Here is a 12,849-nt window from a genome sequence, read left to right as displayed (position 1 = left end):
TTCAGGAGCCGGCGGCTCGCTGGCGCGCGACAAGAGACGCCATCATCCAGCGTTGTCTCCGGCGTGATCGGTCACTCCCCACACAGATGTGCGCGTGCGGAATGCCTGGCGCTCGTCATCGGCCGTGCCGGGACGAGCAAGCGGTGCTCAGGCGGGACGCCAATCGTCGTGGGCGTCGAACTCGCCGAAGGAAATCCTCGGTCCAGCCCAGGTCATGATCGGCGATCAGGCCGGTGACCTGGGCCTTTCAGTGGAGCCGCCTGACGGGATCGAACCGTCGACCTACGCATTACGAGATCAAGACGAGCGACCGGCGAACTGGGCGGTTGGGCTGCTGGCAGCGGAAACGGCACTCGACATCTCTCACCGCTCCCCGCCGTCCGTCGACCTCTTACGGACCAGACGCGGACCGCCTGCCCCGCTCGACGTTCATGCCGGGCCGATCCTCGTGGCTGTTGCTGGCGGATCGCGCTCAATCGGCCCGGACCCGGCCTCTGGCCCCGCCCTATCCTGAGTCTCGCGCTGCCTTCGCCGCAGCAGAACGGCTGACACCAGGTAGCCCACACCGACGACCGCCCACAGTGCGGCAAATGCCCAACGCCACGGCGTGGGGTCTCCGACGGCCACGACCACCCACCCGACGGCCAGGAGAAGCCAGACGCTTCCCCTTATGAAACCCTGCTTCGGCGTCTTTGCTGTCTGCCACCACGGGTTCTTGGCTGGCTTCATACAGGAGATTTTCGCACTCATCACGGGACCACGCCGCTCTGACCGGCCTCGGAATCAGAAGAAGATCGTAGATGGCTGGTCGGTTGGTTGCGGCCCTGGCCAGTTCGTCTGCTGCTGTCGCGTGGCGTCGGTGTGAAGGGACCGTCTTGGCTGTACGGATGGCTGTACAGCTACAGGCCGGAGTCCTCGCCTCGCAGTACCTCGACAGCGGCCACGACGTCCGTGACGGTGCGGTCGGGCGGCGTGAGTTCCGCCGGCCAGTCCTTCCCTCGGCTGACCCATAGCGTGGCAAGCCCTGGGCGGTGCAGCGGATGCTCGGGCACGCGTCGGCGTCGATGACGTTTGACGTGCACGCCGGGCCCTTCGGTGACGATCTGGACGCGGTCGCCAACCGGCTGGACGAGGCGGTCGCAGCACGGGATGCGGACTGTTTGCGGACTGGCACGTCCGGCGGCACTGTCGTGGACCTTGGGAAACGGCGAAGCCCAGGCCAATGACCTGGGCTTCCGTGCCGAGCCGCCTGACGGAATCGAACCGTCGACCTACGCATTACGAGTGCGTCGCTCTAGCCGACTGAGCTAAGGCGGCAACGATCAGCAAGTGTACGGCACCCCGTTGCCCGGCACCGAACGGGATACCCTCGCGCTCCCAGCGGCCATCAACCGGACAACGGGGACCAACCGGCCTGTTACCGGACAGCGTCTCGCCGAATCCGGTACTACGCTGCGGCGGGTGAGCGACGAACGCGACGACCACCGGGCTCCGGCGGCCGACGATCACCCCGACGGCGAGCGTGCCCGACCCCGGCCACGCTCCACCGATCCGCTGGAGCTGGGCTTCACCCCACGCAAGCCGGTGCCGTGGCTGGCGCCGTTCCTGCTGATCAGCACCGGCATCCGGACGCTGCTGGCGGTCCTCTTCGGCGCCTACCTGGACAAGCGCGAGTTGCAGAACGCCTTCGGCGACGACATCTTCCGCCAGGCGGGACCGGACGGCGGCCTCTGGCTCGACTACGTGGCCGACCTCGGTGACGGCTTCAATGCCACCTACTCGGTCGCGTACCTGCTGGCGCAGCCGGAGCTGACCGTGGACGGGCGCCGGCTGCCCCGGGCGCAGACCCTGGTGATGGGCGGCGACCAGGTGTATCCGTCGGCGGCCTACGAGGAGTACGAGAACCGGTGCAAGGGGCCCTACCAGGCCGCGCTGCCGTTGACCCCGCCCGACCGTCCCACGCTGTTCGCGGTGCCGGGCAACCACGACTGGTACGACGGACTCACCGCTTTCCTGCGGCTGTTCGTCCGCTCCCGGGACCGCAACTTCGCCGGCTGGCGTACCGGGCAGTCGCGGTCGTACTTCGCCGTGGAGTTGCCGGCCGGCTGGTGGCTGCTCGGCGTGGACGACCAGTCCGGCTCGTACCTGGACGACCCGCAGTTGGCGTACTTCGACGAGGTGGCCCGCCGGCTCGGCCCGGAGTCGAAGGTGATCCTGGCCGCGCCGTCGCCGACCTGGATAAAGGCCGCCGACAGTCCGGCGGCGTACGACTCGATCGACTACTTCATCCGAACGATCATCGACCCGACCGGGGCACGGGTGCGGCTGCTGCTCTCCGGCGACCTGCACCACTACGCCCGCTACGCCAGCCCGGACCGGCAGTTGATCACCTGTGGCGGCGGTGGGGCCTACCTGTACCCCACCCACAAGCTGCCGGAGCGCATCGAGGTGCCGCCGCGCGACACGCTGGCCCGGCGGGCCAGCCGCACCCAGCCGTACGACCTGGTGGCCCGCTATCCGGACGCGGCCCGCTCCCGCCGCTACGGCTGGGGCATCTTCGCCCGGCTGCCGTTTCGCAACCCTGGCTTCACCACGCTGCTCGGCATCCTGCACACCCTGCTGATGTTGGCGATGGCGGGCGCGACAGCGAACTGGGGCGACAGCAGCGACCAGCGGCTGTTCAGCGTCCCGCTGGTGTTGATGGTGCTCGTGACGGTGGTGGCGGCGGTGCTGTTCGCCAGGCCGCCCAACGCCAGCGGCAAGCGGCACGCCCGGCACTGGCTTCTCGGCGTCGGCCACGGGGTGGCCCAGGTGGCGCTGGCCGCCGGCGGCACCTGGGTCTGGTTGGCGCTGCCGTTCTACGAATGGCCGTGGCCGCTGCCGGCAGCCGCCGCGGCGGTGGTCTACGGGCCGGTGATCGGCCTGGTCGCCAGCCAGTTGGTGGCGGTCTACCTGCTGGTGGCGGGCTCGTTCGGGGTGAACGTCAACGAACTGTTCGCCGGGCAGGGCATCGAGGACTCCAAGTCGTTCCTGCGGTTGCGCATCGACCCGGACGGCACGCTGACCATCTACCCGATCGCGGTGGACCGGGTTTCCCGCGACTGGCGGGTGAACCCCGACCAGTCCCCCACGGCAAGCTGGCTGACCCCGGAAATCGCCCTGACCGCCCGCCTGTCCGAACCCCCGATAGTCCTGCCCTGATCGACGCCCGACCGGGATCAGGGGGTGTAGTGCTGGTCGTGGGCTTGGCGGGGGGCGCAGACGGAGGCGCGGGAGCAGGAGCAGCGCGAGCCGTCCGCGTCCAGGCGGACCGTCACCGCGTCGCGAGGGACGCTGTGGCCGACGACCCGGCCGTCGCCCTCCGGCGTGGAGACCCGGCTGCCGACCGCCGGGGCGGTCTCCTGGAACCTGGCGTACAACGGGTGCTCGTATTTGAGGCAGCACATCAACCGGCCACACGCACCGGAGATGCGCAGCGGGTTCAGTGGCAGGTCCTGGTCCTTGGCCATCCGGATGGTCACCGGCTCGAAGTCGGTGAGGAACGTCGCGCAGCACAGGTCGCGACCGCAGGAGCCGATGCCGCCCTGCACCCGCGCCGAGTCGCGCGCGGAGAGCTGGCGTAGCTCGACCCGGCAGTGCAGGGTGGCGCCCAGGTCACGGACCAGGGAGCGGAAGTCCACCCGGTGCGGGGCGGTGAAGTAGACGGTGCTGCGCTCGCCGCCGCCCTCGGCGGAGCCGAGCACGTGGTCGACCGCCACCACCTTCATCGGCAGGCCGTGTGAGCGGATCAGCCGTTTCGCGGCCACCTTCGCCTCGGCCTTACGACGCCGCAGCGCCTCGTCCCGGAGCAGGTCGTCGTCGCCGGCGAGCCCCACCAGCCGGGGAAAACCGTCGGTCTCCTCGGTGACCCACTGCGCGGCCCACACGCACTCCGCCACCTCGGGCCCGTCGTCGGTGGGCACCAGCACCTTGTCGCCCACCTGCGGACGCAACTCGCCGGGGTCGAGGTAGTAGAGACGCCCGTACCTGTTGAAGCTGACTGCGCAGAGCATCCCCATCCCCCCACCCTACGACGGATCACCGCAAAGAACGCGCCAGCCGATCCGTCGACTGCCATCCATGACCGTCGACTCGACCGATGGCGGGGCGGCCCGTCGTGCCGGTGCGCCTCGCCCGGACGGTTGAATCCGGACCCGGGCAGCAGACAAGCACGCCCCCGGCGGCGTTGAGTGAAGGCAGACCTGCGGGGGTGCAGGGGGAAGACCACGGCGTCGCCGTGGGCGCCGGCTCCGGTCCGACGCCCGTGCGCGACGCCGTGGCCTGTCCGAGCGGCTACCAGCCGACGCGGGTGGGTTGGTCGTAGTGCGGCCGGCCGTCCGCCGGCGGTCGCCACGCGGTCTCGGCGAGGCTCGGCGCCCACTGACGCAGCAACGTCTCCGCGCCGTCGTACGCGACGCAGAGCACCGCCAGCACCCGCGCGGCGATCTCCGCCGCGTCGGCCACACCCGGCCCGACCGGCCCGGGGCCTGTCGACGGGCCCGTGGCGGTGGCGGCGACCACGGCCACCGCCTCGGCCGAGCGCAGCACGTCGGCCAACGTCCGGGCCAGCGCGAGACGGCTGCCCTCCACCCAGTCGGCGAGCGCGTCGGCGTAACCGGCTGTGGATTCGAGTCGCCCGACCAGGCTGTCCGGCCCCTCGTCGAGGTGACGCAGCAGCGCGGCCCGTTGTTGCCCGTACGCGGTGGCGGCCGGGCCGGACCAGAGCACCGGGTCGGTGAGCGCGGCGGAGACGTCGTCGTACCCCCGGACCAGCCGGCGCACCGCGTGCCCGGCGCCGGCGAGCGGCGCGGGGTGCAGGTCGAGGAAGCCGCGGACCGCGTCGCCCGGTAGCACCTGCATCCGGCGCAGCAGCGGCCAGACGCGATGCCCCTCTCCGACGCCGGCGGCGATCAGCCGGTCCACCCGGCGCAGCAGGTCGAGGCCGGGTTCGGCGAGCCGGTCCAGCGCGTCCATCAGGGCTCCCCGGCGAGCCGGCGGCGGGCTGCCCGGTCGACCTCGGCATAGCGGTCGGCGGCTTCCCGCACCGCCGAGGCGGCGGTGGCGAGCCGACCGGCGGCGGTGCGGGCCTCCCGGGCCCGTTCGTCGGTGGCGATGACCCACTGCCGGTGCAGCGCGCGACCGATCTCGCCGGGGCGGCCCGGAGCGTCGGCGCCGAACGCGGCCTGAGCCGGGTCGCTGGCCGTGACGGTGTGCGCGATTGTGGTGAGCGTGGCGCTCGCCTCGTCCAGTCGGGCGGAGAGCGCGCGCAGTGTGTCCATCTCAGGCCCCCGCGAGCGGTCGGTAGGCGGCGAACGTCTCGTTGTGCAGCTTTTCCCGCGCCCACTCGGCGGCGTCGGCGGCCGCGGTGACCGCGGCCTGCACGGAGCCGGCGACGTCGCGTGGGTTGCGGGTGTGCAGTGGGCCGAGGAACCGGACGTGGGTGATCCGCCCCCCGGCGGTGACGACGACCTCGACCAGACCGTCCGGCGACCGGACGGTCACCTCGACGGTGGACACCGCCTGGTCGAACTCGGCCTGGAGCTGCTCGATCCGGCGGTATCGCCGCACCGCCTCCTCGATCCAGGCTTCGTCGATCTCCCCCCGTGGCATCGGCCGACTCCTCCCGGATGAGCCATAACTGAGCGTGCCGCCACCGTCACCACGGCACACCGGACCGTACCGCACCACAATCGGGCCTGTCGATGCCTGTGGACAACGCCGGTAGCTGCGGGTCAGCCCTTCCAGAGGGCGAGCATCATCGCCTCGACCGCGATCCGCGGCTTGACGTTCGCCTCGATCGCCGCCCGGCAGGCGAGCACGGCCTCCAGCCGGCGCAGCGACCCTTCGGCGTCCCATTTCTGCGCACCGGCGCCAGCCAGTGCGGCGGTGTCGGTGTGCACCGGGGCGACGGGCGCGCGCAGCGCCATGGTGAGCGCATCCCGGTAGAAGCCGGCCAGGTCGACGAGCGCTCGGTCGAGCGCGTCCCGCTGGGCGCGGGTGGCCCGCGACTTCTGCCGCTTCTCCAGCTCCTTGAGCTGGCCGGCGGCCCCCCGGATCGCGCCGGACGCGCCCCGGCCGGTGCCGCCCGCGCCGAGCGCGGTCTCCAGTGCCGCCCGCTCGGTCGTGTCGGCCTCGGTGACCGACGCCTCGGCTTCCGCTTCGGCCGCCTCGATCAGCGCCGACGCCGCGTCGAACGCCGCGCCGACGCCTGTCAACCGGCGCGGCACCGCGAGCACCGCCTCGCGCCGTTTGCGGGCCTCCGGGTCGCGGGCCAGCCGGCGGGCCCGACCCACGTGCCCCTGCGCAGCCGCCGCCGCCCACTGCGCCACGTCGGGCGCGATCCCGTCCCGACGGGCCAGCACCTCGGCCACCGCGTCGGCCGGCGGCTGCCGCAGGGGTACGACCCGACAGCGGGACCGGATGGTCACCGAGATGTCGTCCGGGTGGGTGGACGGGGCGCAGAGCAGGAAGACCGTACGCGGTGGTGGCTCCTCGATCGCCTTGAGCAGCGCGTTGCCGGCGGCCTCGGTGAGCCGGTCGGCGTCCTCGATGACCACCACCTGCCAGCGCCCGCCGGACGGGGTGCTGGCCGCCCGGAGCACAAGCGCGCGCATCTCACCGACGCCGATGGACAGCCCCTCCGGCACCACGAGTCGGACGTCGGCGTGGGTGCCGCCCATCGTGGTGCGGCAGCCGGGGCACTCGCCGCAGCCGGTGCCGTGCACGCACTGCAGGGCGGCGGCGAACGCCCGCGCGGCGACCGAGCGGCCGGAGCCGGGCGGGCCGGTGAAGATCCAGGCGTGCGTCATCCCGGTGGAGGGGTCCACCCCGCCGGAGGCGTCAGCGTCGGCGGACTCGGCCGGGTCGGCGGTGCGCGGCGCGGGTGCCCGGTCGGCCGCGCCGGCGCGCAGCACGGCCGCCGCGGCGGCCGCGGCCCGGCGCAGCTCGACGACCGCCTCGTCCTGACCGACCAGGTCGGCGAAGACGTCCGGCATCAGGTCTTGTGCTCCATCGTCACCAACTCCGCGTCGGATAACTCAGGTTGCACCGAGGTGTCCGGGCCCTGCGCCGGCCGCGGGTGCACGATGCCCCCCGGCTTGCCGAGCATCTCCTCGACCCGGCGGACGACCTGCCGGTTGATCTCGTCGACCGACCGGGACGCGTCGAGCACCAGGTAGCGCTTCGGATCGGCGGCGGCGAGGTCCAGGAACGCGTACCGGACCCGCTCGTGGAAGGCGACCGACTCGGCCTCCAGCCGGTCGGTGCCGGTGTTGCGCGAGGCCACCCGGGACAGGCCGGTCTTCGGCTCGACGTCCAGCAGCACCACCAGGTCGGGCTTGAGCCCACCGGTGGCCCAGGAGGAGAGCCAGGAGACCTCGTCGACGGGCAGCGTCCGGCCGGCGCCCTGGTACGCCAGGGACGAGTCGACGTACCTGTCGCTGATCACCACGCCACCGCGGACCAGCGCGGGCCGGACGACGGTGGCCACGTGGTGTGCCCGGTCGGCGGCGTAGAGCAGCGCCTCGGCGCGTGGTGACGGCGCGTCGTCGCCGGAGGTGTCCAGCACGAGCGACCGGATCCGTCGACCGACCCCTGTCGCCCCTGGCTCGCGGGTGACCACGACCTCGCGGCCGTGACCGCGCAGCCGCTCGGCGAGCGCGGTGAGTTGGGTGGACTTGCCCGCGCCCTCGCCACCCTCGAACACCACGAACAGCCCGGCGGAGACGAACGGCTCGGCCGGCATCAGCGGCCGACCCCGGATGGATCCCCACAGGTCGGCGAGGACCGGCACGCCCTTCTTGTCGTCCATCTGGCCGAAGGCGCTGATGCCGGCGAAGATGCCGGCGGCACCCGCGGCGAGCAGCAGCAGACGGGTGGAGGAGACGGAGATGCCGAGGTCGGCGATCGTCAGCTTGCGGGAGCCGCCGACGCCGACCAGCAGGCTGCTCAGCCCGATGGCCAGGATCAGCACCAGCCGGGTGCCGATCTGCACCACGGCGAAGACCCGGCCACGCACCTCGTCCTTGATCTCGCCGCCGAGCAGGGTGGTGCCGGCCAGGAAGGCCATGCCGGCACCGGTACCGACAAGCACCGCGCCGACGATCGCCATGGACAGGTGGATGGCGAAGGCGAGGGTCATCACGGCGGCGCTGGCCAGCACGATGCTCATGCCGAACCACCGCCGCCGGGACATCTCCTTGACGACCATCGGGCCGAGGCCGATGCCGAGGGCGAGGCCGATGAAGATGGCGCCGAAGAGCAGGAAGAAGGCGGCGTCGCCGGCGCCGAGCGAGGCGGCGAAGAACTTGGCCGTGCCGATCACGATGCCGCCGCCGGCGAACGCGCCGAAGATGCCGAGCACCAGGCCGCGGACGAGCCGGGTCTGGCCGATGTACTTCCAGCCCTCGGCGAACTGCCGGAACATGCTCTTTTCGGCACGCTCGGCCTCACCGCGTTGCGCCTGGCTGATCTCCTTGATCCCGAACGCCACCACGAGGGCGGTGGCCAGCCGGGAGAAGGAGTTGACCCAGAGTGCGAGTTGGGCGGGCTCCGCCCAGCCGAGGTCACCGCCGGGGACGAGGGCCCGGACGCTGCGGTCGAGCGCCGCGGCCACCAGCGCCGCGAGGATCGGGGTGAGGCCGTACGTGGTGATCAGCGTGAGCTGGTTGGCCGCCTCCAGCCGGGCGCGCGGGATCAGGTTGGGAACCGCGGCCTCCTTGGCCGGGATCCAGATCAGGGTGATCGACTCGATCAGGAAGGTGGCGACGGTCGCCCACAGGACCACGAGGCCGCCATTGGCGCCGGCCAGCGCCACGATCGGGATCGAGGCGAAGAGCACGAAGCGGAGCAGGTCGCAGATGACCATCGTCCAGCGCCTGTCGAACCGGTCGGCCAGCACACCGGCGATCGGCCCGAGCACCAGCGCGGGGAGCAGGCGGATCGCGATGACGACACCGAAGGCGGCACCCTTGGCGGTGCTGCCCTGGACCTGGGACGCGGCGAAGACCGACGTGGCCAGCAGGCCGAGCCAGTCGCCGAAGGAGGCGGCGCCGAGCACGATCCAGAGCCGCCGGAACGGCCTGATCCGCAGAACCGAGCGAATCGCCGCGTAACCGGACGGATCGACCTGGCCCGAGCTGGACTGGTTGGCGGCGTTCTCCGACTGCTCTCCCGAGCGCGACACGCCGTGCGACTCGCCGTCGTTCTGGCTTTCGATGGCCGTACCTCCACGTGCCGGCCCATCGCTGGGCGCCTCCGGTGGAACACTCTAGACCGGGTGGGAGCGGCCCCACCGATGACATTCTCCTGCTCGCTGAGCCTAGGCCGCCGGAGGCACCGGCCGCAGCCCGGACGTACGCGAGGGTATTTCGCATTTACCGCCGGACAGTTAGCGTGCACACGTGGCCATCGAAAGCGACAAACTTCGCGAGCGCCTGGATCGGGCGACCGCCCACCTTGACCCGCCCTACGCCGTGGTCGACCTCACCGCCTTCGACGCCAATTCGGCCGCGCTGGCCGATCGCGCCGCCGGCAAACCGGTCCGCCTGGCCAGCAAGTCGGTCCGCAGCCGGGACTTGATCAGTCGCGCCCTCGCCCGGCCCGGCTGGCAGGGTGTGATGGCGTTCACCCTCCCCGAGGCGATCTGGCTGGTCCGCTCCGGCGTCAGCGACGACGTGCTGCTCGCGTACCCGAGCGTGGACCGGGCGGCACTCGCCGAACTCGGCGCCGACCCGGCGCTCGCCGCCGCGATCACTCTGATGATCGACGGCACCGGCCAACTCGACCTGATCGACGACGTCCGCGCCCCCGGGCAACGTGCCGAACTGCGCCTCTGCCTGGACCTGGACGCCTCCTGGCGACCGCTGCGCGGGGTGCACGTCGGTGTCCGCCGCTCGCCCGTGCACAGCGCGCGGGCGGCCGGCGCGCTCGCCGCCACCGTCGCCGACCGGGCCGGCTTCCGGCTGGTCGGGCTCATGTCGTACGAGGCGCAGATCGCCGGCCTGGGCGACGCGCCGCCGGGGCAGACGCTGCTGGCGGGCGCGATCAGGCTGGCCCAGCGTGGGTCGTACCGCGAGTTGCTGGCCCGCCGTGGCGCGGCGGTGGCCGCGGTACGCGAGCACGCCGACCTGGAGTTCGTCAACGGCGGCGGCACCGGCAGCGTGGCCGCGACCAGCGCCGATCCCGCGGTCACCGAGGTCACCGCGGGATCGGGCCTGTACGGGCCGACGCTGTTCGACGCGTACCGCGCCTGGCGGCCCACCCCGGCGGCGTTCTTCGCCTGCGCGGTGGTCCGCCGGCCGACGCCGGAGCTGGCCACGGTGCTCGGCGGCGGCTGGATCGCCTCCGGCCCGGCGGCCGACAGCCGGCTGCCCCGGCCGTGGCTGCCGGCCGGGCTCAAACTGGTCGGCACCGAGGGTGCCGGTGAGGTGCAGACTCCGCTGTCCGGCGCGGCGGCGGCCACCCTGCGCGTCGGTGACCGGGTGTGGTTCCGCCACGCCAAGGCTGGTGAGCTGTGCGAACGGGTCAACGAGCTGCACCTGGTCGAGGGCGACGTGATCGCGGCGACCGTCCCCACCTACCGGGGTGAGGGGCAGGCCTTCCTCTGAGGCCCACGCCGGCTCAGGCCGGCTGGGCCGCCTCGGTCTGCCCGACCGCGGACCGGTCGCTGTCCGGGCCGTCGACCTGGCGGTGCAGGTATTCCCGGATCAGCGCCTTCGCCTCCAGCAGCACCCGCTCGTCACCGTCGGACTTCCGCCGGAACGCGAGCTTGATCAGCGCGTCCGCCGCCTCGACCGCGATCTCCAGGACGAAACGGAGCTTCGGCACGTCGGTGAGCCCGAAACGCTCGGTGAGCACCTGGGCCAACTGGTCGGCGATCACGCCGTTGTTGTCCCGCTGCTCGTCGAGCAGGTGCAGGTCGACCACGTCGCCGAAGTGCAGGGTACGGAAGCCGGGGACGGTGCGGTGCATCGTGATGTATTCGTCGATCCCCGCGTCGACGCCATCCCACCAGTGGGTCATCTTGTCGGAGGCGAACCGCTCGTCGAGGCGTTGGAGGTAGGACTCCATCGTCCGCAGCGTCAGCGCCTGCACGATCGCCCGTTTGTCCGGGAAGAACTGGTAGACCGACCCGATCGCCACTTCGGCGCGCTCGGCGAGCAGGGTCGTGGTCAGCCCCTCGTACCCCACCTCGTCGACGAGCTCGGCGCAGGCATCCAACATGCGCTGGACCCGCGCGACACTTCGACCCTGCACCGGAACGCGGCGCAGCGGCCCGGTCGTGGCGGCTGGTGTGGACACTCGGCGCCACCCCCCTTCGACGGATGAACATATCTCCACGTCACGAGTCCGTGACTACCGGTACAACGAGCGGATCGCAATTGCGGTATTTACCAGGCACAACGTTCCTGATATGAAGTCACTTCATATTCATGAATGAGGAGTGCGCATGGTCGTCACCGCACCGCTCGCCGCTGGATGGTCCAACTGGGCCGGCAACCAGCGTGGCAGCGCCACCGCGATCCTGCGCCCCGGCTCGCCGACAGATGTCGTAGAAGCCGTCCGGTCGGCCGCAGCCGACGGCGCCCGGATCCGGGTGACCGGCAGCGGCCACTCGTTCACCGCCGTCGCGCTCGCCGACGACCGCCGGATGGACCTGTCCGAGTTGGACACCACGGTCAGCGTCGACGTCGCGAACCGGCTGGTCACCGTGCCGGCGGGAATGACCCTGCACGCGCTCAACAGCCTGCTCGCCCGCCACGGCCTCGCGCTGCCCAACCTCGGCGACATCGACGCGCAGACGGTGGCCGGGGCGATCTCCACGGGCACCCACGGTACCGGAGCCGGCTACGGGTGTCTGTCCACCTTCGTCGAGGCGATCACCCTGGTCACCGGCACCGGCGAGGTGCTGCGCTGCTCGGCCGACGACAATCCCGACGTGCTCGCCGCCGCCCGGGTGTCACTCGGCGCGGTCGGCGTCCTGGTCGAGGTGACCCTGCGCTGCGTGGACGCCTTCGTGCTGCACGCCCACGAACGTCCCGCCGAACTGGCCGACGTCCTCGGCGACCTGCCCGCGCTGATCGGCGCACACGACCACGTCGAGTTCTACTGGTTCCCCTACACCTCGCGGGTGCAGGTCAAGACCAACGACCGGGTACCGGCGAACGACCGGCCGCTGCCCCGCTGGCGCGGCTGGCTGGACGACGACTTCCTGGCCAACAGGGTCTTCGCCGGCGCCTGCCGACTCGGCCGGGCCGTGCCCGCCCTCGCCCCGGGCATCAGCGCGGTCTCCGCCCGCGCCCTCACCGAACGCCAGTACACGGGCCGCTCCGACCGGGTCTTCTGCACCCCGCGCCGGGTCCGCTTCCTGGAGATGGAGTACGGCCTGCCCCGCGAGGCGCTACCCGAGGCGCTCGCCGCGCTCCAGCGGATCGTGGACGGCCTGCCGTTCAAGGTGCTCTTCCCGGTGGAGGTGCGCTTCACCGCCGCCGACGACATCTGGCTCTCGCACGGCTACGGGCGGGACAACGCCTACATCGCCGTGCACCAGTACGTCGGGATGCCCTACGAGCCGTACTTCCGGGCCTTCGAGAAAGTGGCCGCCGGACTGGGTGGCCGCCCACACTGGGGCAAACTGCACTATCGCGACGCCGCCTCGCTGGCCACGGCCTACCCCCGCTTCACCGACTTCCAGGTCATCCGCGACCGCCTCGACCCCGACCGCGTCTTCACCAACCCCCACCTAACCCACGTCCTCGGCGCCTGACGAAACCCCGGGCCAGAGATCTTGGCAGGAAAGCGCCCCGGGAG

10 protein-coding genes and 1 tRNA gene are annotated in these 12,849 nt (G+C 72.0%); 3 read left to right on the top strand and 8 right to left on the bottom strand.

The window, feature by feature from the left end; all coding sequences use genetic code 11:
• Positions 1 to 1,243 precede the first annotated feature (1,243 nt).
• Positions 1,244 to 1,317: transfer RNA gene (locus ACLQ29_RS08840), tRNA-Thr, on the bottom strand.
• A 144-nt stretch (positions 1,318 to 1,461) separates the two neighbouring features.
• Between ACLQ29_RS08840 and ACLQ29_RS08835 the strand changes: the two genes are divergently transcribed.
• Positions 1,462 to 3,201, top strand: coding sequence for a metallophosphoesterase family protein (locus ACLQ29_RS08835; protein ID WP_425771121.1), 1,740 nt, complete (start codon positions 1,462 to 1,464; stop codon positions 3,199 to 3,201).
• Positions 3,202 to 3,218: 17 nt separating this feature from the next.
• On the opposite strand, the gene ACLQ29_RS08830 is transcribed toward ACLQ29_RS08835, so the two are convergent.
• The 6 genes from ACLQ29_RS08830 to tmk all read right to left on the bottom strand — a co-directional run bounded on the left by ACLQ29_RS08830 (position 3,219) and on the right by tmk (position 9,124).
• Positions 3,219 to 4,058 (bottom strand): PSP1 domain-containing protein, encoded by an 840-nt coding sequence (locus tag ACLQ29_RS08830; protein ID WP_425771120.1) that lies wholly within the window; start codon positions 4,056 to 4,058, stop codon positions 3,219 to 3,221.
• Positions 4,059 to 4,332: 274 nt separating this feature from the next.
• Positions 4,333 to 5,013, bottom strand: coding sequence for a hypothetical protein (locus tag ACLQ29_RS08825; protein ID WP_425771119.1), 681 nt, complete (start codon positions 5,011 to 5,013; stop codon positions 4,333 to 4,335).
• Positions 5,013 to 5,318, bottom strand: a complete 306-nt coding sequence (locus tag ACLQ29_RS08820) for a hypothetical protein (RefSeq protein WP_393365711.1) — start codon at positions 5,316 to 5,318, stop codon at positions 5,013 to 5,015. The genes ACLQ29_RS08825 and ACLQ29_RS08820 overlap by 1 nt, the downstream gene beginning before the upstream one ends.
• A 1-nt stretch (position 5,319) precedes the next feature.
• The gene (locus tag ACLQ29_RS08815; RefSeq protein WP_355027350.1) at positions 5,320 to 5,649 is read right to left on the bottom strand and encodes a YbaB/EbfC family nucleoid-associated protein; all 330 of its coding nucleotides are present in this window, start codon (positions 5,647 to 5,649) and stop codon (positions 5,320 to 5,322) included.
• Positions 5,650 to 5,771: 122 nt separating this feature from the next.
• The gene (locus ACLQ29_RS08810; RefSeq protein WP_425771118.1) at positions 5,772 to 7,034 is read right to left on the bottom strand and encodes a DNA polymerase III subunit delta'; all 1,263 of its coding nucleotides are present in this window, start codon (positions 7,032 to 7,034) and stop codon (positions 5,772 to 5,774) included.
• Positions 7,034 to 9,124 (bottom strand): dTMP kinase, encoded by a 2,091-nt coding sequence (gene tmk / locus ACLQ29_RS08805; protein WP_425771256.1) that lies wholly within the window; start codon positions 9,122 to 9,124, stop codon positions 7,034 to 7,036. The genes ACLQ29_RS08810 and tmk overlap by 1 nt, the downstream gene beginning before the upstream one ends.
• A gap of 316 nt (positions 9,125 to 9,440) precedes the next feature.
• On the opposite strand from tmk, the gene ACLQ29_RS08800 reads away from it, so the two are divergent.
• Entirely contained in the window at positions 9,441 to 10,646 is a 1,206-nt protein-coding gene (locus ACLQ29_RS08800; RefSeq protein ID WP_425771117.1) for an amino acid deaminase/aldolase, read from the top strand.
• 13 nt (positions 10,647 to 10,659) lie between these two features.
• Here ACLQ29_RS08800 and ACLQ29_RS08795 read toward each other — a convergent pair whose 3' ends face one another.
• Positions 10,660 to 11,262 (bottom strand): TetR family transcriptional regulator, encoded by a 603-nt coding sequence (locus tag ACLQ29_RS08795; RefSeq protein ID WP_425771255.1) that lies wholly within the window; start codon positions 11,260 to 11,262, stop codon positions 10,660 to 10,662.
• 226 nt (positions 11,263 to 11,488) lie between these two features.
• Here ACLQ29_RS08795 and ACLQ29_RS08790 point away from each other — a divergent pair, with 226 nt between their 5' ends.
• Entirely contained in the window at positions 11,489 to 12,805 is a 1,317-nt protein-coding gene (locus ACLQ29_RS08790) for a D-arabinono-1,4-lactone oxidase (protein WP_425771116.1), read from the top strand.
• Positions 12,806 to 12,849: the final 44 nt, after the last annotated feature.

The sequence above is a fragment of the Micromonospora sp. DT228 genome, from assembly GCF_049841595.1.
In the GTDB taxonomy this organism is placed as follows: Bacteria; Actinomycetota; Actinomycetes; order Mycobacteriales; family Micromonosporaceae; genus Micromonospora.
The sequence above is the reverse complement of the archived record's forward strand: the minus strand, read 5'-3'. Positions and strand labels throughout refer to the sequence as shown.

Excerpts from the sequence above, each read along its gene's own strand:
- ACLQ29_RS08825 (WP_425771119.1), bottom strand. The coding sequence starts at position 5,013 with ATGGACGCGCTGGACCGGCTCGCCGAACCCGGCCTCGACCTGCTGCGC.
- ACLQ29_RS08820 (WP_393365711.1), bottom strand. The coding sequence starts at position 5,318 with ATGGACACACTGCGCGCGCTCTCCGCCCGACTGGACGAGGCGAGCGCC.
- ACLQ29_RS08830 (WP_425771120.1), bottom strand. The coding sequence starts at position 4,058 with ATGGGGATGCTCTGCGCAGTCAGCTTCAACAGGTACGGGCGTCTCTAC.
- ACLQ29_RS08810 (WP_425771118.1), bottom strand. The coding sequence starts at position 7,034 with ATGCCGGACGTCTTCGCCGACCTGGTCGGTCAGGACGAGGCGGTCGTC.
- ACLQ29_RS08790 (WP_425771116.1), top strand. The coding sequence starts at position 11,489 with ATGGTCGTCACCGCACCGCTCGCCGCTGGATGGTCCAACTGGGCCGGC.
- ACLQ29_RS08815 (WP_355027350.1), bottom strand. The coding sequence starts at position 5,649 with ATGCCACGGGGGGAGATCGACGAAGCCTGGATCGAGGAGGCGGTGCGG.
- ACLQ29_RS08795 (WP_425771255.1), bottom strand. The coding sequence starts at position 11,262 with ATGTTGGATGCCTGCGCCGAGCTCGTCGACGAGGTGGGGTACGAGGGG.